Source organism: Marinobacter sp. V34 (assembly GCF_055524115.1).
The window spans coordinates 105,705-126,451 of sequence record NZ_JBUPZY010000008.1 but is presented as its reverse complement, the minus strand read 5'-3'; the positions used below and the strand labels follow the sequence as shown (position 1 = coordinate 126,451).

18 protein-coding genes are annotated in these 20,747 nt (G+C 57.2%); 10 read left to right on the top strand and 8 right to left on the bottom strand.

Features of this window, described 5'->3' with window-relative positions; all coding sequences use genetic code 11:
- Positions 1–204 precede the first annotated feature (204 nt).
- Entirely contained in the window at positions 205–1,716 is a 1,512-nt protein-coding gene (gene ppx, locus AC0B60_RS14195) for an exopolyphosphatase (protein WP_465086485.1), read from the top strand.
- Here the strand turns inward: ppx and AC0B60_RS14190 are convergent.
- Positions 1,713–3,668 carry an ATP-binding cassette domain-containing protein gene (locus AC0B60_RS14190; protein ID WP_465086484.1) on the bottom strand — a complete coding sequence of 652 codons (1,956 nt, stop codon included), beginning with the start codon at positions 3,666–3,668 and terminating at the stop codon, positions 1,713–1,715. The two genes, ppx and AC0B60_RS14190, sit on opposite strands and share 4 nt — an antisense overlap.
- 48 nt (positions 3,669–3,716) lie before the next feature.
- Between AC0B60_RS14190 and AC0B60_RS14185 the strand changes: the two genes are divergently transcribed.
- From AC0B60_RS14185 to AC0B60_RS14175, 3 genes are all read left to right on the top strand, one after another.
- Positions 3,717–4,247: a DUF2390 domain-containing protein gene (locus AC0B60_RS14185; RefSeq protein WP_465086604.1), complete on the top strand. Its 531-nt coding sequence runs from the start codon at positions 3,717–3,719 to the stop codon at positions 4,245–4,247.
- Entirely contained in the window at positions 4,241–4,627 is a 387-nt protein-coding gene (locus AC0B60_RS14180; RefSeq protein ID WP_465086483.1) for a DUF4124 domain-containing protein, read from the top strand. The genes AC0B60_RS14185 and AC0B60_RS14180 overlap by 7 nt, the downstream gene beginning before the upstream one ends.
- Before the next feature lie 105 nt (positions 4,628–4,732).
- Positions 4,733–5,443 carry an FKBP-type peptidyl-prolyl cis-trans isomerase gene (locus AC0B60_RS14175; RefSeq protein ID WP_465086482.1) on the top strand — a complete coding sequence of 237 codons (711 nt, stop codon included), beginning with the start codon at positions 4,733–4,735 and terminating at the stop codon, positions 5,441–5,443.
- Positions 5,444–5,511: 68 nt separating this feature from the next.
- Here AC0B60_RS14175 and rsd read toward each other — a convergent pair whose 3' ends face one another.
- Both rsd and AC0B60_RS14165 read right to left on the bottom strand, forming a co-directional pair.
- Positions 5,512–5,994: a sigma D regulator gene (gene rsd / locus AC0B60_RS14170; RefSeq protein WP_465086481.1), complete on the bottom strand. Its 483-nt coding sequence runs from the start codon at positions 5,992–5,994 to the stop codon at positions 5,512–5,514.
- Positions 5,995–6,099: 105 nt separating this feature from the next.
- The gene (locus AC0B60_RS14165) at positions 6,100–6,606 is read right to left on the bottom strand and encodes a disulfide bond formation protein B (RefSeq protein WP_465086480.1); all 507 of its coding nucleotides are present in this window, start codon (positions 6,604–6,606) and stop codon (positions 6,100–6,102) included.
- Between the two features lie 161 nt (positions 6,607–6,767).
- Here AC0B60_RS14165 and AC0B60_RS14160 point away from each other — a divergent pair, with 161 nt between their 5' ends.
- On the top strand, positions 6,768–7,220 hold the full coding sequence (locus AC0B60_RS14160; RefSeq protein ID WP_465086479.1) for a flagellar basal body-associated FliL family protein: 453 nt from the start codon (positions 6,768–6,770) through the stop codon (positions 7,218–7,220).
- 36 nt (positions 7,221–7,256) lie between these two features.
- On the opposite strand, the gene rmf is transcribed toward AC0B60_RS14160, so the two are convergent.
- The 4 genes from rmf to AC0B60_RS14140 all read right to left on the bottom strand — a co-directional run bounded on the left by rmf (position 7,257) and on the right by AC0B60_RS14140 (position 13,371).
- Complete coding sequence (gene rmf / locus AC0B60_RS14155; RefSeq protein ID WP_465086478.1) at positions 7,257–7,469, bottom strand: ribosome modulation factor; 213 nt, start codon at positions 7,467–7,469, stop codon at positions 7,257–7,259.
- A gap of 153 nt (positions 7,470–7,622) precedes the next feature.
- On the bottom strand, positions 7,623–9,176 hold the full coding sequence (gshA, locus tag AC0B60_RS14150) for a glutamate--cysteine ligase (protein WP_465086477.1): 1,554 nt from the start codon (positions 9,174–9,176) through the stop codon (positions 7,623–7,625).
- Between the two features lie 68 nt (positions 9,177–9,244).
- Positions 9,245–11,587, bottom strand: coding sequence for a Tex family protein (locus AC0B60_RS14145; protein ID WP_465086476.1), 2,343 nt, complete (start codon positions 11,585–11,587; stop codon positions 9,245–9,247).
- A 47-nt stretch (positions 11,588–11,634) separates the two neighbouring features.
- A complete protein-coding gene (locus AC0B60_RS14140) occupies positions 11,635–13,371 on the bottom strand; it encodes a GGDEF/EAL domain-containing response regulator (protein WP_465086475.1) in 1,737 nt (578 codons plus the stop codon).
- 143 nt (positions 13,372–13,514) lie between these two features.
- On the opposite strand from AC0B60_RS14140, the gene rep reads away from it, so the two are divergent.
- From rep to AC0B60_RS14125, 3 genes are all read left to right on the top strand, one after another.
- A complete protein-coding gene (rep, locus tag AC0B60_RS14135; protein ID WP_465086474.1) occupies positions 13,515–15,533 on the top strand; it encodes a DNA helicase Rep in 2,019 nt (672 codons plus the stop codon).
- A gap of 105 nt (positions 15,534–15,638) precedes the next feature.
- Entirely contained in the window at positions 15,639–17,903 is a 2,265-nt protein-coding gene (locus tag AC0B60_RS14130) for a galactose oxidase-like domain-containing protein (RefSeq protein ID WP_465086472.1), read from the top strand.
- Positions 17,904–17,920: 17 nt separating this feature from the next.
- Complete coding sequence (locus AC0B60_RS14125) at positions 17,921–18,451, top strand: hypothetical protein (protein WP_465086471.1); 531 nt, start codon at positions 17,921–17,923, stop codon at positions 18,449–18,451.
- Positions 18,452–18,532: 81 nt separating this feature from the next.
- On the opposite strand, the gene AC0B60_RS14120 is transcribed toward AC0B60_RS14125, so the two are convergent.
- The gene (locus AC0B60_RS14120) at positions 18,533–18,946 is read right to left on the bottom strand and encodes a c-type cytochrome (RefSeq protein WP_465086603.1); all 414 of its coding nucleotides are present in this window, start codon (positions 18,944–18,946) and stop codon (positions 18,533–18,535) included.
- Positions 18,947–19,141: 195 nt separating this feature from the next.
- Here AC0B60_RS14120 and AC0B60_RS14115 point away from each other — a divergent pair, with 195 nt between their 5' ends.
- On the top strand, positions 19,142–19,474 hold the full coding sequence (locus tag AC0B60_RS14115) for a hypothetical protein (RefSeq protein ID WP_465086470.1): 333 nt from the start codon (positions 19,142–19,144) through the stop codon (positions 19,472–19,474).
- 10 nt (positions 19,475–19,484) lie between these two features.
- Positions 19,485–20,636: a phospholipase A gene (locus tag AC0B60_RS14110; RefSeq protein WP_465086469.1), complete on the top strand. Its 1,152-nt coding sequence runs from the start codon at positions 19,485–19,487 to the stop codon at positions 20,634–20,636.
- Positions 20,637–20,747 lie beyond the last annotated feature (111 nt).

Below are 20,747 nucleotides of genomic sequence, written 5' to 3'. Positions count from 1 at the left end.
GCACTTCGGATTACCCTCATCTTGAGCGTTGACGCCCCATTGCGTTACACCGCATATCGCTTATAGTAATCCCCAGGCATGGTGGTTAACGCCCGCCTTCGCCCTGACAAAGATGGTTACATGAACGCTGCCGCGTTTCCGGCACGCATTCTTTCAAGTTCCCTTTCCCTCTATTTAGGGCCTGGCAGAAGGAATTCAATACACGTGACGGCCAACTCTTCCGCCACCCCGCCAGAACTGCTCGCTGCAATCGATATGGGCTCCAACAGTTTCCACATGGTGGTGGCCCGTCTGGTTCACGGTGAAATCCGCACCCTGGAGAAGATGGGGGAAAAGGTGCAGCTCGGCGCCGGGCTGGACAGTCATAACCGCCTCACCGAAGAGACTCAGGAACGTGCGCTGGCCTGCCTTAGCCGTTTTGCCCAGAGGCTTCAGGGCATGCCGCCGGAGGCGGTTCAGGTGGTGGGAACCAACGCGTTGCGGGTGGCGCGCAACGCCCATGAATTCATGACCAGGGCGGAAGATGTGCTGGGATACCCAGTGGAGATTATCGCCGGCCGCGAGGAGGCCCGCCTGATTTACCTTGGGGTGTCACACACCCTATCGGATGACAAGGGCCGGCGCCTGGTGATTGATATCGGGGGCGGCAGTACTGAGTTTATCATCGGAGAGCGCTTCGAACCCCAGGAGCTGGAAAGTCTACACATGGGCTGCGTGTCGTTCCGCAACCGATACTTTCCGGACGGCAAGATCACCCGAAAGCAAATGGACAAGGCCGTTACCCACGCCGAACAGGAACTGCTTAACATCCGTCAGCACTTCCGCAACAAGGGCTGGCAAAGCGCGGTGGGGTCATCCGGCTCGATCAAGGCGATTGCCAGTGTGTTGACCAGCCTCAGGATCATTGACGGCGCGATCACCCTGGACGCGATGATGGAACTCAGAACCCGGCTGGTAGACATGGGTAAGGCTGAGAAACTCGGTAACTTGGGCGTCCGCGCCGACCGGCAAAGTATCTTCCCGGCAGGGTTTGCGATTTTGATGGGTGCGTTCCAATCCCTACGGATAACGGAAATGACGTTCGCTGATGGCGCTCTTAGGGAAGGCTTGCTCTACGACATCGCCGGCCGCATTCAGCACGAAGATGTAAGGGTACGAACGATACAGGCCTTGCAGGAACGCTACCACGTAGACCAGGACCACGGCAGTGCCGTGGAGCATACCGCTATCGCAGCCTGGAAGCAGGTGGCCAACACTTGGGAGCTAGACACGGCGGCAGATGAAGAGGTGCTGCGCTGGGCCTGCCGATTGCATGAGATCGGCCTGACCATTTCACACAGTCAGTACCACAAGCATGGCGCCTACCTGCTGCGGTATTCCGACCTTCCCGGCTTCAGCCAGCAGTTCCAGCGCGACCTGGCAACGCTGGTGCGCGGGCACCGGCGCAAGTTCTCTCCCGCCATTTTCGACGGGCTGAACTCCGAAGACATTCCCCGTCTACGCTACCTGTGTGTGCTGGTTCGACTGGCAGTGCTTTTACAGCATCCGCGGAATCATGAGCAGCCACCCGAATTCCGCCTGCACCCGTCCAACAACGGTCTGGCGCTGGAATTCACTGAAGGATGGCTGGATGAACGCCCGCTGACCCTGGCCGATCTTGAAAACGAACGGGATTACTTGGCCAAACAGGATTTCACCCTGGAGGTGAAATTCTAGGGCGTTAGTTCTGCCTCAAGGCTCTCGACCGTTTCGCTAATTTCAAGCCATTCGGCTTCCACCTCTGCCAGACGACTCTTTGCGGTGGCCTGTTGCCCCAAAAGCTCCTTTAGCTTCTGCTTGCCCTGATCGGCGTAGAGCTCCGGCTCTGAAAGGCTCTGCTCTAGCGTCACCAGCGTGGACTGGAGCTGATCCATCTCTTTCTCCAGTGCAGCCTGTTGCTTGCGGTAGGGGCTAAGTTTCTGGCGAACGGCCGCCTCCGCCCGCTTTCGGGCCTTGCGATCTTCGGCGTTCTCGCCAGCACCACTATCCGCAGCCAACGCGTTATCGCCGGCTGTCTGGGCCTCGCTATTTTCCCGGCGTGGAGCTTCGGTTTCGTCCTTGCGACGGTCCGCCAGCCAGCGCTCGTAGTCTTCCAGGTCGCCTTCGTATTCCGTGACCCGCCCCTCGTTCACCAACCAGAAGTCATCGACCGTGTTGCGCAGCAGGTGACGATCGTGAGAGACCACCACAATCGCCCCCTCAAAGTTTTGCAGCGCCATGATCAAGGCCTGACGCATTTCCAGATCCAGATGGTTGGTGGGCTCGTCCAGCAGCAACAGGTTGGGCTTTTGCCAGGCAATCACCGCCAACGCTACGCGAGCCTTTTCGCCACCGGAGAATGAGCGTATAGCGCTCAGGGCCTCGTCGCCGTGGAAGTCGAAGCCTCCCAAAAAATTACGGACACTTTGCTCGGAGGCTTTCGGAGCCAGCCGCTGCAGGTGCAGGAATGGGCTCGCATCCAGATCCAGTGACTCCAACTGATGCTGGGCAAAATACCCGATCGCCACGTGTTCTCCCGTGGTCCGCTCACCTCGCAACAGCGTGCTTTGTCCCCGCAGGGCATCCATTAACGTGGACTTACCAGCGCCATTGGGGCCCAGAAGACCAACGCGACTGCCTGGCAGCAGAGACAGATTAATGCCTTCGAGCACAACGGCATCGCCATAACCGGCCGCGCCGTTACGAATCGACATCAGCGGATTGGACACCTTATCGGCTACCGGAAACTCGAAACTGAACGGCGAATCCACATGGGCCGGAGCAATTTTCTCCATACGTTCCAGCGCTTTGACCCGGCTCTGGGCCTGGCGGGCTTTCGTGGCTTTTGCTTTGAAACGATCGATGAAACGCTGAATCTCGGCGATTCTCGCCTGCTGGCGCTCAAAACCGGCCTGTTGTTGCGCAATACGTTCGCTGCGCTGAGTCTCAAATGACGAGTAATTCCCCGTATACAGGTCCAGCCGCCGCTGATCGAAATGCACCAGGTGGGTCGCTACACGATCCATGAAGTCCCGGTCGTGTGAAATGAACAATAGGGTGCCCTCGTATCGCCGCAGCCAGTTCTCAAGCCAAAGGCAGGCGTCCAGATCCAGGTGGTTGGTGGGTTCGTCCAACAGCAGCAGATCTGACGGGCGCATCAGAGCCTGGGCCAGATTGAGGCGTATCCGCCAGCCGCCAGAAAACGAGGACACCGGTCGGTCGGCGTCAGCATCCGAAAACCCCAAACCTCTCAGCAGCGATTCCGCGCGGCGCGGCGCAGACCAGGCTTCATGGATATCAAGTTCGCCATGGATACGGGCAATGCCGTGATCGTCTCCCCGTTCTTCCGCATCAGCCAGTTCGGACTCCATGCGTCGCAGATCATAATCGCCATCCAGCACAAAATCCCGGGCGGTACGGGACGAGGCGGCCACTTCCTGGGCCATGTGGGCGATTCGGCACCCTCCGGGCAGAGACGCACTGCCCTGTTCCGGCGCCAACTGCCCCAGCAACAACTGGAACAGGCTGGACTTACCAGCACCATTGGCGCCCACTATCGCTACCCGTTGGCCAGGCTGGATGGTCAGGTTGACGGCTTCTAGCAACCAGACGCCACCTCGTTGTAAACTGAGATCGGTTATCGTAAGCATAACGTAATGGTATCAAGGAACGTTTGATAAGGAACCGGCTTGGCCCCTATGGCGTGTAGCGGTAGCAAGATACCTGAGGATGCAGATCCGGAAAACCCATTGTGGCGGTTTGCCTGTCGTTTCTGGGAGTCCTCTGCGGCACAGGATGCATGCCTCGCTCTGCAGAACCGGGGTTGGAGCGTCACCCGGATTCTCTGCGCAGCGTGGCTGGCCACGTCAGGCAACGTGTTTCCGGGCACTGAGAGCGCGCAGGTTGTCGCATGGCGGCGCCAGGTTACGGAGCCGCTCCGATCAGCGAAGAAAACCATTACGAAAAATAACCCCAGCACTGCTATTGTAAGAGAGTGCATTGCCCGTAGCGAACTTGAAGCGGAACGAGTGGAACTGGCCCTGAGCTATCAGGCTCTGGTTTCAGACAAACATACAGGCAGCAGTGAGATACCATTGGCCAGACTGGCCCTTAACAACTTGCTCGCCGCAGCACCTGAGAAGACAATGGATAACGAGACCGGCAGCTTGCTGGACACATTGACCAGAGAACTGTCGACACTCGTTGAAGGAGATAACAAGCCATGTTGATGAAATGGCTAATCCGGCTAGCGTTTCCTGCACTGGGCGTTTTAGTGGCTCTCATGTTTTTCGGCCTGAATGACCCTGCCGAAACCACCAGCGAACCCGCAAAGGCCGAAACCAACTCGGAAATTCCCGCGTTTGAGGGTCTGGTTCCCTCACCGGTTCCGACTGAAGGGCCCGACATCGTCTTCAAATGGCGGGACAGTGACGGCAGTTGGCACTATGCTGACAAGCCGCCTGCGCAAGGCCCGTGGAACGCGTTGGCGATAGAGCGATCTGAAAGCAAAAGCGTGCGCCCGCCCGTGTCCGACTCGGAAACCGATTGGCAATCACCCTACCGCGCACCTTTTTCGCTCGGCCCTGACACTGCCAATAACGGTAGCTAAGATTACACCCTTCCTTAACACATGTTCAGTGGCATCTGGCCACAGAACCCGTTACCTTTTGTGCGTTCCCGATCATTCAATGCAAGCTTAACTAAGGACGATGTAATGAGAAAAACCCTGATCGCACTGACTGTGGCCGGTGTCATGGCAGGCTGTTCCTCTTCCCAGGAAGCGGTTCCGGAAGATCCGGCGCTGGAATCCACGGATGAGAAAGTCAGCTACGGCATGGGCCTGGTCATGGGCCAGAGAATGAGCAATGACCTGCCAAACCTTAAAATGGAGCAATTCCTTCAAGGCATTCAGCACGGCCACGCCGGCGATGAAGAACAGACGCGAATGAGCCGTGAGGAAATCCAGGAAGCCCTGATGGCCTACCAGACCCAGCTCCAGGAGCAGGAATCGGCCAAGGCGGGAGAGCTGGCGAAGAAAAATCAGGAAGCCGGGGAACAGTTCCTCGCGGAAAACGCCGAACGCGATGGTGTCAAAACCACGGAATCCGGCCTGCAATATGAAATCCTGGAAGAAGGCGATGGCGAAAAGCCAACGGCCGAAGACCGCGTACAGGTGCACTACACCGGTGAGTTGATTTCAGGCGAAGTATTCGACAGCTCCCGCGAACGTGGCGAGCCGGTCACCTTTGGCCTGAACCAGGTCATACCAGGCTGGACAGAAGGACTGCAACTGATGTCTGAAGGCAGCAGGGCGAAACTCTACATTCCTTCGGAGCTGGCTTATGGGCCAGGAGGAAACCAACGGATCGGGCCCAACGAGACCCTGGTCTTTGACGTGGAACTTCTGGAAATCAACCCGGAATAAATAAGCCGCTTGGCAACGGCTACTCCCCCCATTTCCTTTTGAAATCGGGGGGAGGTCCAACCTTCACCTCAAGCCGACGACATTACCTTGTCAGCGTGGGCATTGTGCAGATGCTCAATCAGGAAATCTTCCATCTCAAACCGGCTTTCCAAGGTTTCGCCTAACTCTGATAACTGCTGGAACAAATCGCGAACTTCGCTCTCCGTCAGCGACTGACCGTTAAGGCGATCATTGAAATTGAGCGCCGTTTCCGTGGTCTGCTCGATTCTTGGGTACAGCTTTGCCGCCAGCTCCAGCCCACCGTCGTTGAATTCACGGGCTTCCTGGACCAATTGCTCGTATATCTCGAAGTGCCCTGCCGAAACGTAATCCACCAGCACCTCACACAGCTTGATAAATTTCGTGCGCAGCGCCTCCGTCTGGGAATAGTCCGTCGTACCGGACAGATCGCAATAGTGCACCAGCAGTTCCTGCCTTTCTTTCAGCCAGCGATCAATCAGCTCGCTGACGCCACCCCAACGCTCCCTGGCATTACGGCAATTATCCAACATGACGCCTATCTCCGGTTACCGGGTTCTGGTTTGATTCCTGTTGTATAGAAACTCAAGTGTGTCGAAACTCAAGTTACCCCATGCCAGCGGTCCGTCGCAACCGTTTCATCCCTGTATCCATTCCGGTTTTCTTGGGGGCCGGAACAGCATCACCAGGCCGACAATCACCAGCGACAAGAAAAAGATAGCCGTCCAGCCAGGAATACTGAGCCCCAGAAAATGCCAAGTCACTTCAGCGCAATCGCCCGTGCCTTTCAGCGCCGTGGTCAACACCTCCATCCAGGGCAACACATCCAGCATGTAATCCACCGATGGTCCGCAGGCTGGCACCTGATCCGCCGGCAGACTTTGAAGCCACAATTGTCGACCCGCCATCGCCAGGCCAGCACCGGCGCTGACCGACAACAACAACCCATAGATCCTTGCACCGAACCCATGGGGGCCGTGGAGTGCTGCCAGCAGGCTGACGATGCCTGCGGCCATAAAGCCGAATCGCTGCAGCCAACACAGTGGACAGGGTTCCAGCCCCATTACATGCTCCATGTAGAAGGCCACGCCAAGCAGCCCTGCGCATAGCAGGAATATCAGAAAGAAAACGGCTCTGGAGTTCAAAGGGGTACCTCGGGTCAACGTTCAGGTCAGTCTGTCTCCCGCCTTGAGCGGTAAAGCACCGGATGCTGCAACCGCGCATTGAGCCTGCTATTCTCCCAGCATCAGGTGGCGGCTGCGTACGCCCAGCCACTTAACCTTAAACCAATACGAACTTCAAGCCTATGACACTTAAGCCAAAGTACGTTCTTCTGACCTTGTTTCTTGCCTTCCCCCTGGCCCCAGCCGCCTTTGCCCAAGAGGACGAAGGAGGAGACGAGCCACAGGAGGAGCAAGAAAAGGAACCAGCGATCACGGACTACATCGAAATGGATCCGCCCTTTGTCACCCACGTGGGGGAGCCAGGCACCAAACTGACGTACCTGAAGGCCGCCGTTACCATCAGGGCGTCGAAGGAAACCACTCGTCCGGCGCTGGAGGCACACATGCCCAGACTCCGTCATGAGTTGGTGATGCTGTTCGGGGAGCAGACTGACGCAGAACAACTATCCTCGACCGAGGGACAGCTGTCGCTGCGTGAAGAGGCCACGAAGAGAATAAATACTGTATTGGAAGAACAACAGACCGGTGAGAGCATTACCGGTGTGCTGTTTACGGAGTTCGTTGTTCAGAAGTAATACAATGGACGGGTGAGCAATTGACGGGCGCAGGCATCAGGCGATGCGGGAGAACAGGTCGTCGACCGGCTGCGCCTCATTGGTCACCTGCTCAGCGTCTTCCCATCCCGCTTCCCAGGCGGCAACAACGACTTCCCCGCGATAGGGACAGCGGCTGCGCTCCATACCCATAGAGGCGGCCATATAACCCTGGCGATAGGCTTTGTTCAGGGATTCAACATCCCATCCCAACTTGATGCCTCTGGCCATACTGGTTCTCCCTTTACCTGTAGCCACCATCAGATGCTGTCATTCTGCTTACAGAAATTAACAGCGCGAACCGAAGGTGACAAACGTTAATTACGTTTCTGTGCGACAGGTCCGGGGAGAGTGTGACGCCCGACCGGGAGGGACTCTCCCGGTTCAGGATTGCAGGTACTGCTCCAGGAATTCTCCGAATGGCTGGTTCTCTGCCTGCTCCATCTCGGCCTGCTCGGAAAGCGAATCGGCGGTCATCTTTTCGAACGCCGCCATCACGTCCGGCGTCAGCCCTTCCCCGCGAAGCGTTTGCTGGTGCTCCCTGGACATTTTCAGCCCCCATTCCCGGTGGCCCATGCCGGAAGCCTCCATGGCTTCAAGCACCTTCGCTGAAGGTAACTCACGCGGATCGTCGAGCTTGGCACGCTGATCATCAAGCGCTCGCCGATAGGTGGAATCTCCGTTCAAGCTGTCCAGCTGTTCCGCAAGGGGGCCAAGGCGATCCAGCAGGGCAGCGGCAGAGTCACCGACCCGGCCCAGCTCACCGGAACGGCAGATCGTCAAGTCCGGATTCCGGCCCCGAGCCACCACATCCTGGTAGTTGTCATCCAGGCGATCGCATTCGTCATCGTCAATGCGTGGGCTGTCTGACAGCAGACAATCCAGCAGGAACAAGTCAAGAAAATCGATCTGGCTTTCGTTAACGCCGACCGGGGAGAACGGATCCAGGTCCAGACAGCGCACTTCAATGTACTCCACGCCCCGTGACTCCAGGGCCTGTATCGGCTTTTCCCCACGCTCGGTGGTGCGCTTCGGCCGCACGGCATTGTAGTACTCGTTCTCAATCTGCAACACGCTGGTGTTGATCTGGATGAACTCGCCGTCGCGCCGGGTTCCCATCTCTTCGTAGGCTGGCCAAGGGGTGTGAATTGCCCTGAACAGGGTATCGGTGTAGGTCTTCAGTTCATTGAAACAGATGTTCAGCGATGCCTGGGCGTTGTTGTGGTATCCCAAATCGCCCATGCGCAGCGATGTGGCCTCGCGGCCATACCAGGTATCACCACCGAACCTGCTCAGATCATGACGTACACCCGCCACAAAGCTGGCATCCAGCGCCGGAGACGCTCCGAACAGTAGCATCAACATCCAACTGCGGCGACGGAAATTGCGGATCAGCCAGAAGTACTGGTCTGACTTGAAGTCCTTCAGGTTTTGCTGGTTGCCAAGGGCTTCCTGCCAAAGCCGCCAGAAACTGTCTGGCAGCGACAGGTTGTAGTGAGCGCCGGCAATGCTTTGCATCATGCGGCCATAGCGTACGGCCAGCCCCTGGCGATACACATGCTTCAGGCGACCGATATTGGCGGTGCCATACTCGGCAATGGGAATGCTCGCGTCGCCGTCCAGTTCACTAGGCATACTGGCGGCCCAGAACACTTCATCCCCAAGGTTGTGTTGAACGAACCGATGGGTATCCCGGAGCGAGTCGAGCATGCCTCGCGTGGTATCGAACACCGGGGTAATCAGCTCCAGCAGGGCTTCGGAGTAATCCGTGGTGATACGCGGATGGGTCAGCGTGGAGCCCAGCGAGCGGGGGTGCGGAGTCTGTGCGATGTAGCCGTTGCGATCGACCCGCAGGCCTTCTTTCTCAACGCCTTTTCGGAATCCGGCCCATTGGCTGGCCGTGAACTGCTGAAAAAGCTGATGGCGGGATTCACCCATGAATGACTCCTGCTTGAATGGCCGCCGAAAACACCGGCGGCCATTACGGTAGTGTGTAGCGGCGCGGGTTAACGGCCGTCTTTGCGGGCCGACGCCAGAGCCTGTGCCAGCGCTCCGGCCATGGCACCCTTTTGTCCGCTGTCTGCGCCCTTCTGGCGGTCATTTCTTGCGGAAGGCTTGCCACCTCTATCCCTGCGGTTACCGCCCGCCCCGGCCCGGTTGTCGGATTTCTCCCCAGGCTGGTCATCCATACGCATGGAAAGCGCAATCCGCTTTCTCGGGATATCCACGTCCATCACTTTCACCTTGACGATATCCCCTGCCTTGACCACTTCCCTTGGATCTTTCACGAACGTATTCGACAGCGCTGAGATGTGCACAAGACCATCCTGATGGACGCCGATATCCACGAACGCACCAAAGTTGGTTACGTTGGTAACCGAGCCCTCCAGCACCATGCCCGGCTTCAGGTCATTGAGGGTTTCCACCCCCTCCTCGAAGCTGGCAAAGCGGAACTCCGGCCGGGGGTCACGGCCCGGCTTTTCCAGTTCCGTAATAATATCCTTTATGGTCGGCAGACCAAACTGTTCAGTGGCATAGTCCTGTGGGTTCAACGAGCGCAGAAAATCGGCGTCGCCGACAATACCTTCAATCTTGCGATTGTTCTGGCGGGCAATGGCCTCAACTACGCCATAGGCTTCCGGGTGCACCGACGAGCGATCCAGCGGATTGTCTCCCCCCGCAATGCGAAGGAAACCGGCCGACTGCTCAAAGGTACGGTCACCGAGGCGGGAAACTTTAAGTAACTGCCTGCGATCACGGAATACGCCATTGTGATTACGGAAATCGACGATGTTCTGGGCAATACTCTGGTTCAGGCCAGATACCCGCGCCAGTAGAGGGATGGATGCGGTGTTGAGATCCACGCCAACACCGTTAACACAGTCCTCCACCACGGCATCCAGGCTGCGGGCCAGTTGCACCTGAGACACATCGTGCTGGTATTGCCCCACGCCGATGGACTTGGGTTCGATCTTCACCATTTCCGCCAATGGGTCCTGCAGCCGGCGGGCGATGGAGACCGCTCCGCGAATGGTCACATCCAGGTCGGGCAATTCGCGGGAGGCGAATTCAGAGGCAGAATAGATCGAAGCACCGGATTCGCTGACCACAATCCGCGCCAGCTTAAGCTCCGGATAACGCTTGCTCAGGTCTGCCACCAGCTTTTCGGTTTCCCGGGAGGCCGTTCCGTTACCAATGGCCACCAGTTCAATGCGGTACTGCCGGCACCAGTTCGCCAACTGCTCGATGGACTGGTCCCACTGGTTGCGGGGAGCGTGTGGGAAAATACCACCGTGGCCCACCACTTGGCCGGTACCGTCGATGATGGCCACCTTCACACCGGTGCGCAGGCCGGGGTCCAGCCCCAGTGTGGCGCGGGGGCCAGCCGGCGCCAGCAACAGCAGGTCCTTGAGGTTGGCGGCAAACACGTTGATGGCCTCGGTTTCCGCCGCTTCCCGTACGTGAGCCATGAGGTCGGTTTCGATTTGGGTGGACAGCTTTACCCGCCAGGTCCAACGCACCACTTCCGACAACCAGCGGTCAGCCGCACGGCTATTGTCACGGATGCGCCAGCGCGCGGCGATGCGCTGCTCTGCTGGATGAGGCTGGCGACGGTCGTCTTCAGCATCGCCAACAACAATGGAATAAGTGAGTACGCCTTCATTGCGCCCCCGAAGGATGGCGAGCGCGCGGTGGGATGGCACCTTCTTCAATGGCTCGACATGATCGAAGTAGTCGCGGAACTTGGCGCCTTCATTTTCCTTGCCGTCTACCACAGTGACCTTAAGCTGCCCCTGCTGCCAGATAAAGTCACGCAGTTCACCCAGAAGTTCCGCGTCCTCGGCAAAGCGTTCCATCAGAATGTAGCGGGCGCCATCAAGCGCGGCCTTGGTATCGGCAACTCCGGCCTCCTCATTGACATAGCCTTCCGCTGTGCTCTCTGGCTCAAGCGTAGGGTCATCGTAGAGAGCATCGGCCAGGGGCTCCAGCCCAGCCTCTCGGGCAATCTGTGCCTTGGTGCGGCGCTTGGGCTTGTAAGGCAGGTAGAGGTCTTCCAGGCGATTCTTGGCGTCTGCCGCGTTGATGCTGGCACGTAACTCATCGGTCAGCTTGCCCTGCTCTTCAATGCTGTTGAGGATCGTGGAACGACGGTCTTCCAGCTCCCGCAGATAACGCAGGCGATCTTCCAGGGATCGTAACTGGCTGTCATCCAGCGAACCTGTGACTTCCTTGCGATAACGGGCAATAAAAGGAACGGTGGCGCCACCGTCCAGCATTTCAACGGTGGCATTCACCTGCTGTTCACGAACACCCAGTTCGTCAGCAATGCGCCTGATGATACTGTTCATGCAACCTCATCTGATGCTTACGAGTCAAAGCGCAAAGGTACAGCGGCTTATTGCTGCAGGCAAGCAGTGCGGCTACGGTTGTCCAGGAATTGCACAAGATCGGCCCATGGCATGGGGCGGGCGTAGTAGTAACCCTGAATTTCATCACAGTGTTGCTGGCGCAGGAATTCCAGTTGTCCTTCCGTCTCCACCCCTTCCGCCACCACGCTGATTTGCAGGCTGTGGGCCAGGCTGATAATGGCACGGATGATGTGCTCGGCGTCGGCAGATTGCCCCAGTTCCTGAACGAACGACTTGTCGATTTTTACGAGGGATATAGGCAGGTGCTGGAGATTGCTGAGTGAGGAGAACCCGGTTCCGAAATCATCCAGGGCGAAACTGATACCCAGTTGATTGAGCTCCCGCAGACATCGCTGGGCATATTCCGGGTCATGCATCATGGCACTTTCCGTGAGTTCCAACTCCAACAGGCTGGTGTCGATATTCGCATTGAAGATAATGCGAAAAATGGTTTCGGTCATCTTGCGATCATGGAACTGACGGAACGAAAGGTTTACCGCAAACACCAGCCCCGGATGCCCCAGGTCTGAACATTCCTGCAGACGTTTGCAGGCCTGCTCAATCACCCAGTATCCGATGGGCACGATCAGCCCGCTACGTTCGGCCACCGGGATGAATTCATCCGGGCCCACCAGCCCCCTTTCAGGATGATTCCACCGGAGCAGACATTCCACTCCTCGGACTTCCTCCGACGCAAGATCAATGCGCGGCTGGTAATACACTTCCAGCTCGTTGCCCCGCAGAGCATTACGGAGATCCGCTTCCAGGCGCAGTTGGTATCCGGCCGTTATGTGCAACTGACGATCGTAAAACCGGTAACTGGTACCGGGGTCGCGCTTGGCCTCAAACATGGCGCGGTTGGCTCGTCGCAGAAGGTTTTCCGGACTGTCACCCGCTTCCGGGTAGGTGGCCACGCCGAGGCTGGCGCTGACGACGACGTTCTGGCCGTCAATGCTTAATGGTTCACCCAACGCAGTCACGAGCTTGCGGATGATCTGGGTAATATCCAGGGAGTCTTCCACCTTTTCAACGATGATCGCAAACTCGTCACCGCCAATACGCATCAGCGAATCCACTCGTCGCAGATTCTGTCGCAGCCGTTCCGCCAGCTTCAACATAATCTGGTCACTCTTCTGGTAACCGAAGGATTCATTGAAGCTGCGGAAATCATCCAGATTGATGTGCAACAAAGCCAGCCGCTGGCCGGCGCGCTCAGCCCTCAGCAATGCCTGTTGCAGACGATCAAAGAACAGGTCACGGTTGATAAAACCACTGGCCACTTCCCGACCCAACTGGCCGTGAGCGGACTCAGAAAGCTGCTGTCGGTACCAAAGACAGCGTACCGCGCGGCGCAGCCCCCACTCTTCCAGCGACTGACGGCTCAAGTAGTCCGAAGCGCCATTAGCGAACAGATCAACTGCGCGCTCGGAGACCGGCTCAGCACTCAGCGCCAGCACCGGTTTCTCGCCGCTGGACACGGACAGATACTGCAGGAAAGCGTCTTCGGAACCACCATGGAACACACAGTCCCAAAGAATAACGTCGAAGTGAGTATTGCGAATCAGATCATCGCAGTCGATAAGATCCGGGCACCAGGTCAGGTCCGGTTCCATTTCACGATCACGTGACAGAAGCGCACCCAGCCAGAGAAAATCCGAATACTCCGGTGTCAGCACCAACAGCCGCACATGGCTGGGATTGGGTTGTTTTACTGCCAGGGTCATTAAGAAGCGTCCCGTTCCTCGTGATCAAACATCTCCGTTCCCTCAAGAATAGCTGATAGATCGTCAAGGTACAGCATGTCTGCCTGGTGTAGAATGTCTCCTTCCCAGGTTGTCTCGGAATTTCCCGGATTGGCGCTATTATTGTGAACAAGCTCAACCCCCGACAGAGTGAAGCCGTCCGCTACGCGGAAGGCCCTATGCTGGTGCTGGCTGGTGCCGGCAGCGGCAAGACCAGTGTAATCACCCGCAAAGTGGCTTACCTGATCGAACACCTCGGCATCCCAGGGCGTCATATTGCCGCCGTGACCTTCACCAACAAAGCCGCGCGTGAAATGAAAGAGCGTGTCGGACGCCTGGTTGATCGCAAACTGACCCGGGGGTTGATTGTTTCAACCTTCCACAACCTCGGGCTGAATATGATCCGCGAGGAGCATGAACATCTGGGCTACTACCCCGGCTTTTCAATTTTTGATGCGGAAGACGCCAAGGCCCTGCTGCAGGACTTGATGATGCGAGAGGCCAGCGCCGACGCTGGTGACGAACTGTCCGATGTACAGATGACCATTTCGTCCTGGAAGAATGCCATGCGCAGCCCACAGGATGCCTGGAGCCGCGCCGCAGATGAACGAGAGCAGCGCATTGCGATCATCTACCGCCACTACAACGAATACCTGAAGGCCTATAACGCGGTGGATTTCGATGATCTGATTCTGCTGCCGGTACAGCTATTCCGCGACAATCCCGAGGTGTTGCAGAAATGGCGGCGGAAAATTCGCTACATGCTGGTGGATGAATATCAGGATACCAACCTCTGCCAGTATGAGCTGGTCAAGCTGCTGGTGGCAGAGCGAGCGGCCTTTACCGTCGTTGGTGATGACGACCAGTCGATCTATGCCTGGCGCGGTGCCCGGCCTGAAAACCTTGCTCAGCTCAAGGAAGACTTCCCTAGCCTCAAAATCGTCAAACTGGAGCAGAACTACCGTTCCACGGTTCGCATCCTTCGTTGCGCCAACACGGTCATTGCCAATAATCCCCACGTGTTCGAGAAAGCCCTGTGGAGTGATCATACGGTCGGGGACGAGTTAAGAATCGTCCGCTGCCGGAGCGAAGACGCGGAAGCCGAACGGGTGGCCACGGAAATTCTCGACCAGAAACTCAAAAAAGGTCTGGCATTCCGGGACTTCGCCGTGCTCTATCGGGGCAATCACCAGGCGCGGCTGCTGGAAATGAAACTGCAGGCCTACCAGATCCCCTATCACATCTCCGGTGGCCAGTCGTTTTTCTCCAAGAACGAAATCAAGGATGCTATGTCCTATCTACGCCTGCTCGTGAACCCGGATGACGATGCGGCGTTCCTCCGCGTTGTGAACGTGCCTCGCCGGGAAATCGGCCCCCGCACGCTGGAGCAGCTCAGCCATTATGCCCGCTCCCGCAACGTCAGCCTGTTTCGTGCCCTGGGCGATATGGGTGCCGAAACCCACGTCACCGAGAAGGGGCTGGACCGTCTGCGGCGCTTCGCCCACTGGGTGGACAATACCTGCGAGCGCCTGCACAGCGAAGATCCGATTCCGGTGATCAAGCAGTTGTTCACCGATATTGAGTACGAGGAATGGCTGCACCTGCATTCCGGCTCGCCAAAACAGGCGGAACGGCGGATGGAAAACATCTGGTACCTGGTGGAATCCATCCAGCGCATGCTGGACGACGGCAAGGGTACGGCCGACGAAATGGGCATTGAAGACGCCATCAGCCGGCTAATCCTGCGCGACATGATGGAGCAGCGCGAAGAAGAGGATGACAGCGACAAGGTCCAGTTACTGACCCTCCACGCCTCAAAAGGCCTGGAATTCCCCCATGTATTCATCATGGGTCTGGAAGAAGAGATACTGCCCCACCGCTCCAGCATTGAGGAAGGCAATGTCGAGGAGGAACGGCGACTGATGTACGTGGGAATCACCCGGGCCCGGGAAACCCTGACGCTTACGTTTGCCGCCCAGCGCAAACAGTACGGCGAAAAGCTGGAAACCATTCCAAGCCGGTTTCTTGATGAACTGCCTGAGGACGACCTGAGATGGGAAGGCACCGGTGACCTGGACGTGGAAGCCAATCACCAAAAGGGCAAGGCGACCCTCAGCGCGTTGCTCGGCGACCTGGGAAACTGAATTTCACTTTTTTTCACAATACCTGCAACTTTATGACCTCCTGATCCGTAACAGTTCAGGGAGCTTTGCTTCCGGCAAACACAAAAACAAGATCAGGAGAACACCATGTCCCGTCGATTCAATCGATTATCCAGTGTCACAGGTTCACTGATTCTGCTGGCTGCAGGATCAGGCACCGTCAGCGCAGACCTTCTCGGCGGCCTGCTGGGCGGCTCTACCGATGACACAACGGTCCAGACTGAGGAACCCGCAGTTCCGGAAAATTACAACAGCAAAGGCAGTTTCAGCGAACCTTTCGCAGAGCCCACCATTATTGTCGATGGTGAAGCCGTCGAGACCGACGAAAAATGCATTACCCGTGCTGATGGCATGGACGAGTGCAAACCGGCTGCCGGCACCATGGCGCTTCTCAAGGATGGTCGCCTGCTTTACCTGAACGCCCTGGAGGGCACTGAAAACGTTGAGTTATCGATCGTTGCCGAGTTTGGCGAAGTGTCCGTCAACGATCAGACCCGCGTTCTGTCGCTGGATGAAAACGACAATCCATCCTGGATCAAACCCTCTCCGCTGGACGCCGGCGCCAACCCTGATGGCAACGACAGTGAAACACTGCTAAACGGCACTGAGTTGGATGGCCTGATTGATACCGCTGACAACACCAGCGCCAACGACGGCGCCCTGTTCTGCTCCGACGTCATCGGCCTTGCCAACGGTGATGTGATGGCCGTTGGCGGCACCGACTACTATTCCGAGCCAGGCATTGATGGCCTGCCTCTTGGGGTGGCGGAACTGGAAGGCATCAAGAATTCGAGAATATTCGACGAGGAGACCAACACCTGGCGCCAGAGCGGCGATATGACCTACGGGCGCTGGTATCCATCGCTCGTTACCATGGGCAATGGCAACGTCTTCGTTGCCAGTGGTGTCACCAAGCTTCTGAAGCCAGTGTACCCGGATGAGCCACTGAACAGCGGACGCAACGTGGTGCAAACGGAGACCTACGACCCATGCGCCGGTGCCTGGACGCAGAACCCGTCCACGGCTGACCGCTCCTTACCGCTCTATCCACGCATGCATCTTCTGCCAAATGGACACATCTTTTACAACGCTGGTGGCCAGGCCTTCAACCCATTCGGCCAGGGTTACGACCAGGCATTGTGGAACATTGTTGCCAGTTTCAACCCGGATACTCAACGCTGGAACGACATTGGCTATGCAGGTCTCCCACTAAGGCTGGATGAAGCCGGGCTGGGTCAGTTGAGCAGCACCCTGAACATCACCAACCTGTCGCTTGATCAGGTCGGTTCACTGCTTGGCGATGTTCTCGACTCGCCCACGGATTTGCTGACCAGCGCAGCCGATCTTGGGGTATCTGAAGAAGATCTGCGCATGGCGATCGCCGGCGGTATGCGGGGCTCCACATCGTCCACCATGTTGCCGCTGAAACCAAACACCAGCGGTAACTACAATGAAGTGGAACTGCTGACTGCGGGCGGCGTGCCCAGTTATGCAGTACTGACGAACCCCGGCGGCTACCTGCCCACCGACCAGACCCGCATCGATACTGTCACCACCAACGGCGACGAAATCGGCTACGAGTCGCGTTTGGCCGGCCCGCTCAATCAGCCTCGCTGGTACGGCACAAACGTTGTGATGCCCGACGGCACCGTGATGGTGTTTAGCGGCGGCAATCGCGACGGTGTGGTAGCGCCCGGCCTGGAAGGCCCGATCCGCACCGCCGAGAGGTTCAACCCGGAAACCGGAGAATGGACGGAAATGGCTACTGGCCACCGCGCCCGCACCTACCACAACACTGCGGTACTGATGGAGGACGGCCGCGTTATGGTTGCCGGCCACTCACCAATCAACACCGCTTACCTGACATTCGTGGATCTTCAGGATTTCGGACTCGCACCCTATGACGGCCGCGATCCGAGTTTCGAAATCTACACTCCGCCCTATGCCATGCGGGACGACCGCCCCAAAATTAAAAGTGCACCCAGCAATCTGACCATTGGCGACCGATTCAACATCAAGGTCGACCAGGCGGATCAGATCGACAAGGCACTGCTGATTCGCCGCACGGTCATGACCCACGTCATTGACGGTGACCAGCGCGCCATTGAGCTGGTCATGGAGCGCGGCCCTGGCAACAAGCTGACTCTGACCATGCCCGACAACCACAACGTGGTGCCCGCCGGCGAATACATGCTGTTCGTCAGCAAGGACACCCCAGATGGCCGCGTACCCTCGGTGTCCGCGCCGATCACTGTGGTGAACGAGAGTCTCGCCTGCATGGCGCCCACGCAGGTGGCCAGTGATACCACCACCAGCAGTGGCATCATTGAGTCAACCCTCGAGCTGCTGTGACCGTCAGGAGAATTGTTATGAAACACATCGAACAGATCGGAGCTCGCCTGGCGGCCCCGGTGTTGTTCGGCCTGGTGTCCCTGTCAGCCTCCGGGCTGGCAGGGGCCCACGGTGCACTGGAGACAAAGGACGTTCCGGACGGCATCGTAAAGGCTCGAATAGCCCATCAACCCGACATTCCCGGACTCAGTGCAATCATTCTGGATGCACCGCGCCCAGGCATATTGCTTCGATACCGAGGTGAAGAACCTCTGACCGTATTGGGCACGGACGGGGAGGCGTTTATACGATTTACCCGAACCGAAGTCACCGTAAATACGGAGAGCCCGAGCTGGAAAGCGCTACCAAACCAGTCGACGGAAACGAGCCAGACGCCCTGGGTAACAATGTCTCAATCCGGCGCTTTTGGCTGGCTGGACTCCCGGCTCAATGTTCTGCATGACAGCAACAGCGCAGATGGGCCCAAAACCTGGTCAATTGCAGTGACAACGCCCAAAAGCGGCACTGAGCGCATCGAAGGGCAACTGACCTATATGCCCATTCACTAACGGGCGAAAATTCCGCTAACCACTAAAAAGCCCCCGTATTACCGGGGGCTTTTTGATCTACCGTGGTCCGGAATACAGTTGCTACTGGCTGGCCTCAACCATATGCTTGACGGCGCTCTCAATTTCTTCATCAGAACACCCGGAACAACCGCCCTTGGCGGGCATGGCATTAAAGCCGTTGATCGCGTGGTTGACCAGTGTGTCCAGTCCTTTCTCGATACGGGGTGACCAAGCGGCTGTGTCGCCCTTCTTGGGGGCACCTGCAGCGCCGGTGCTGTGGCAGGCGGTACAGGCTGCATCGTATACGTCACCTCCAGAACGGGGGCCCGAGCTTGCGCTTGCAGCTGGAGCGGCTGCCTGCCCGCAGTCTTCACCCTGGACGCACACTTCGCCAACCGGGGCAATGCGAGCACGAATTTCATCTTCAACATTGGCCATTACGGCACCTGCGGTCAGGCCGAAACCAAGCAATACGGCAGCCAGGACTCTCTTCATCATCACAATGCACCTCACAATTGGGCGTTATAATCATTTGTGCACGCATTATAGCGACTGCGGCAGACCAAAAAAACCAAACTGCAAAATCAACACCCGATTTCAATCAACTTTCGTTGCCATTTCGTAAGTCAGAGGGCTCCGGAGGCCCTTTCCGGGTACCATGCACAAAACAGTTACCGAGGGTTAAAATATATGCCTGATATCAACCAGCCACACCCCTGGCGAAAGCCGTTGCTGATAACGGAGTTTACGGCCGTGGCCCTATTACTGGTGTCCATGGGCTGGTTTTCCAGTCGCGCGAATGACGGCGCCGCGCTGAGCCCAGTCTGGCTGCTGATTCCCGCCGTCGCGAGCCTGGCGGTATTTGTCAGTTTCATCGGGTTGATGTACCTACGCTGGGTGGTTGCCGCCGCTGCGGAACGGAGGCTCCGTCACAAGGTCGTGTTTTCTCTGCTGGTGGTTACGCTGCTCGGCGTCTGGACCTACGGCATTGCCAATACCTGGATCAGTCTTTCCCATGCATAAGGACAGAATCATGCCTAGCGTCCATCACCATGGCGCTTCGAGGCTAGCTGGCTTGTTGTTGTCTCTGAATCTGTTCCTGCCATCCATGGTCAGCGCACAGGAAGAGACATCCGATAACCGCAATTTCGAAGTCGTTAACCCAGAAGAATGCGCCCTGATCAAGGACGGTGTGCAACGCCTGGCTTGCTATGACGCGATCAATGATCCCGCCACGACTCGAAACGGTGCCTCAGACGATAGTCTGGAGGCCATCGATAAATCAACGGAGGCATTGGAGTACAAAGCAGCGGCCGGCACAGAGAGTGGTGTGGAGAACAACGCCGGGAAGAAGGAAGACGACAACACCGGTGTGATGTCGGCGATTCTGAACCGCTATATGGCCGCGGAGAAGGCCATTTTCTCGTTCTCCGGCAGTTTTGTCGGCCATCGGCCTATGTATATCCTGCCGTTCAGTTACATGAAGAATGCCAATCGTGAACCCACGAACCCGAGGCTGGGCGCAACCGACTACGACTATGGCATCGATAACCAGGAAGCCAAGTACCAGATCAGTTTCAAGGTGCCCCTGCTAACCGGCTGGCTCGATGAGCGCACGACGCTTTGGTTCGGCTACACACAGAAATCGTTCTGGCAAATCTACAACACGGATAACTCCGCGCCATTCCGGGAAACCAACTACGAGCCTGAGTTTTTTGTGCGTTATGCGACCAATTACGATCTGGGACCAGGAACGCTGAACGGCGTCACGCTTGGTTTTAACCATGAGTCTAATGGCCAGTCCGAGCCTCGTTCTCGTAGCTGGAACCGGATTGTGGCTTCGGCGGCATACAGTTACGATCGCTGGCTGTTTATCCTGCAGCCGTGGTATCGACTGCCGGAGGATGAAAGTGAGGACGACAATTCGGATATTGAGCGTTACGTGGGCTATGCCAATTACATGGCCATTTATAAGTGGACGGAGGATCGGACGCTGTCGTTGAAGCTGATGAACAATCTGCGGTCAGACAACAAGACGTCGGTGGAGCTGGGTTATAGCTTTCCGATGGGGGATACGATTAAGGGGTATGTCCATTACTACAATGGCTATGGTGAGAGTTTGATTGACTACAATGAGCGGATTCAACGAATTGGCATCGGGATTATGTTGAACGACTGGCTTTGAGTGGTTTCCGGCTTTTGCTATTGGTGCAAGACAGTCCGTCACGGTTCCCTCTCCCGAAACACGCTCCTTGCGGCACATCCATGTGACGCTTGGGCTTCGCCATCCATGGCT

Coding starts and splice junctions, on each gene's coding strand:
- AC0B60_RS14140 (WP_465086475.1), bottom strand. CDS start 13,371: ATGACCCTGGCAGTAAAACAACCCAATCCCAGCCATGTGCGGCTGTTG.
- AC0B60_RS14120 (WP_465086603.1), bottom strand. CDS start 18,946: ATGAAGAGAGTCCTGGCTGCCGTATTGCTTGGTTTCGGCCTGACCGCA.
- rsd (WP_465086481.1), bottom strand. CDS start 5,994: ATGTTGGATAATTGCCGTAATGCCAGGGAGCGTTGGGGTGGCGTCAGC.
- AC0B60_RS14110 (WP_465086469.1), top strand. CDS start 19,485: ATGCCTAGCGTCCATCACCATGGCGCTTCGAGGCTAGCTGGCTTGTTG.
- AC0B60_RS14175 (WP_465086482.1), top strand. CDS start 4,733: ATGAGAAAAACCCTGATCGCACTGACTGTGGCCGGTGTCATGGCAGGC.
- AC0B60_RS14185 (WP_465086604.1), top strand. CDS start 3,717: ATGGCGTGTAGCGGTAGCAAGATACCTGAGGATGCAGATCCGGAAAAC.
- rmf (WP_465086478.1), bottom strand. CDS start 7,469: ATGGCCAGAGGCATCAAGTTGGGATGGGATGTTGAATCCCTGAACAAA.
- AC0B60_RS14190 (WP_465086484.1), bottom strand. CDS start 3,668: ATGCTTACGATAACCGATCTCAGTTTACAACGAGGTGGCGTCTGGTTG.
- AC0B60_RS14115 (WP_465086470.1), top strand. CDS start 19,142: ATGCCTGATATCAACCAGCCACACCCCTGGCGAAAGCCGTTGCTGATA.
- AC0B60_RS14145 (WP_465086476.1), bottom strand. CDS start 11,587: ATGAACAGTATCATCAGGCGCATTGCTGACGAACTGGGTGTTCGTGAA.
- gshA (WP_465086477.1), bottom strand. CDS start 9,176: ATGGGTGAATCCCGCCATCAGCTTTTTCAGCAGTTCACGGCCAGCCAA.
- AC0B60_RS14125 (WP_465086471.1), top strand. CDS start 17,921: ATGAAACACATCGAACAGATCGGAGCTCGCCTGGCGGCCCCGGTGTTG.
- AC0B60_RS14130 (WP_465086472.1), top strand. CDS start 15,639: ATGTCCCGTCGATTCAATCGATTATCCAGTGTCACAGGTTCACTGATT.
- AC0B60_RS14180 (WP_465086483.1), top strand. CDS start 4,241: ATGTTGATGAAATGGCTAATCCGGCTAGCGTTTCCTGCACTGGGCGTT.
- AC0B60_RS14160 (WP_465086479.1), top strand. CDS start 6,768: ATGACACTTAAGCCAAAGTACGTTCTTCTGACCTTGTTTCTTGCCTTC.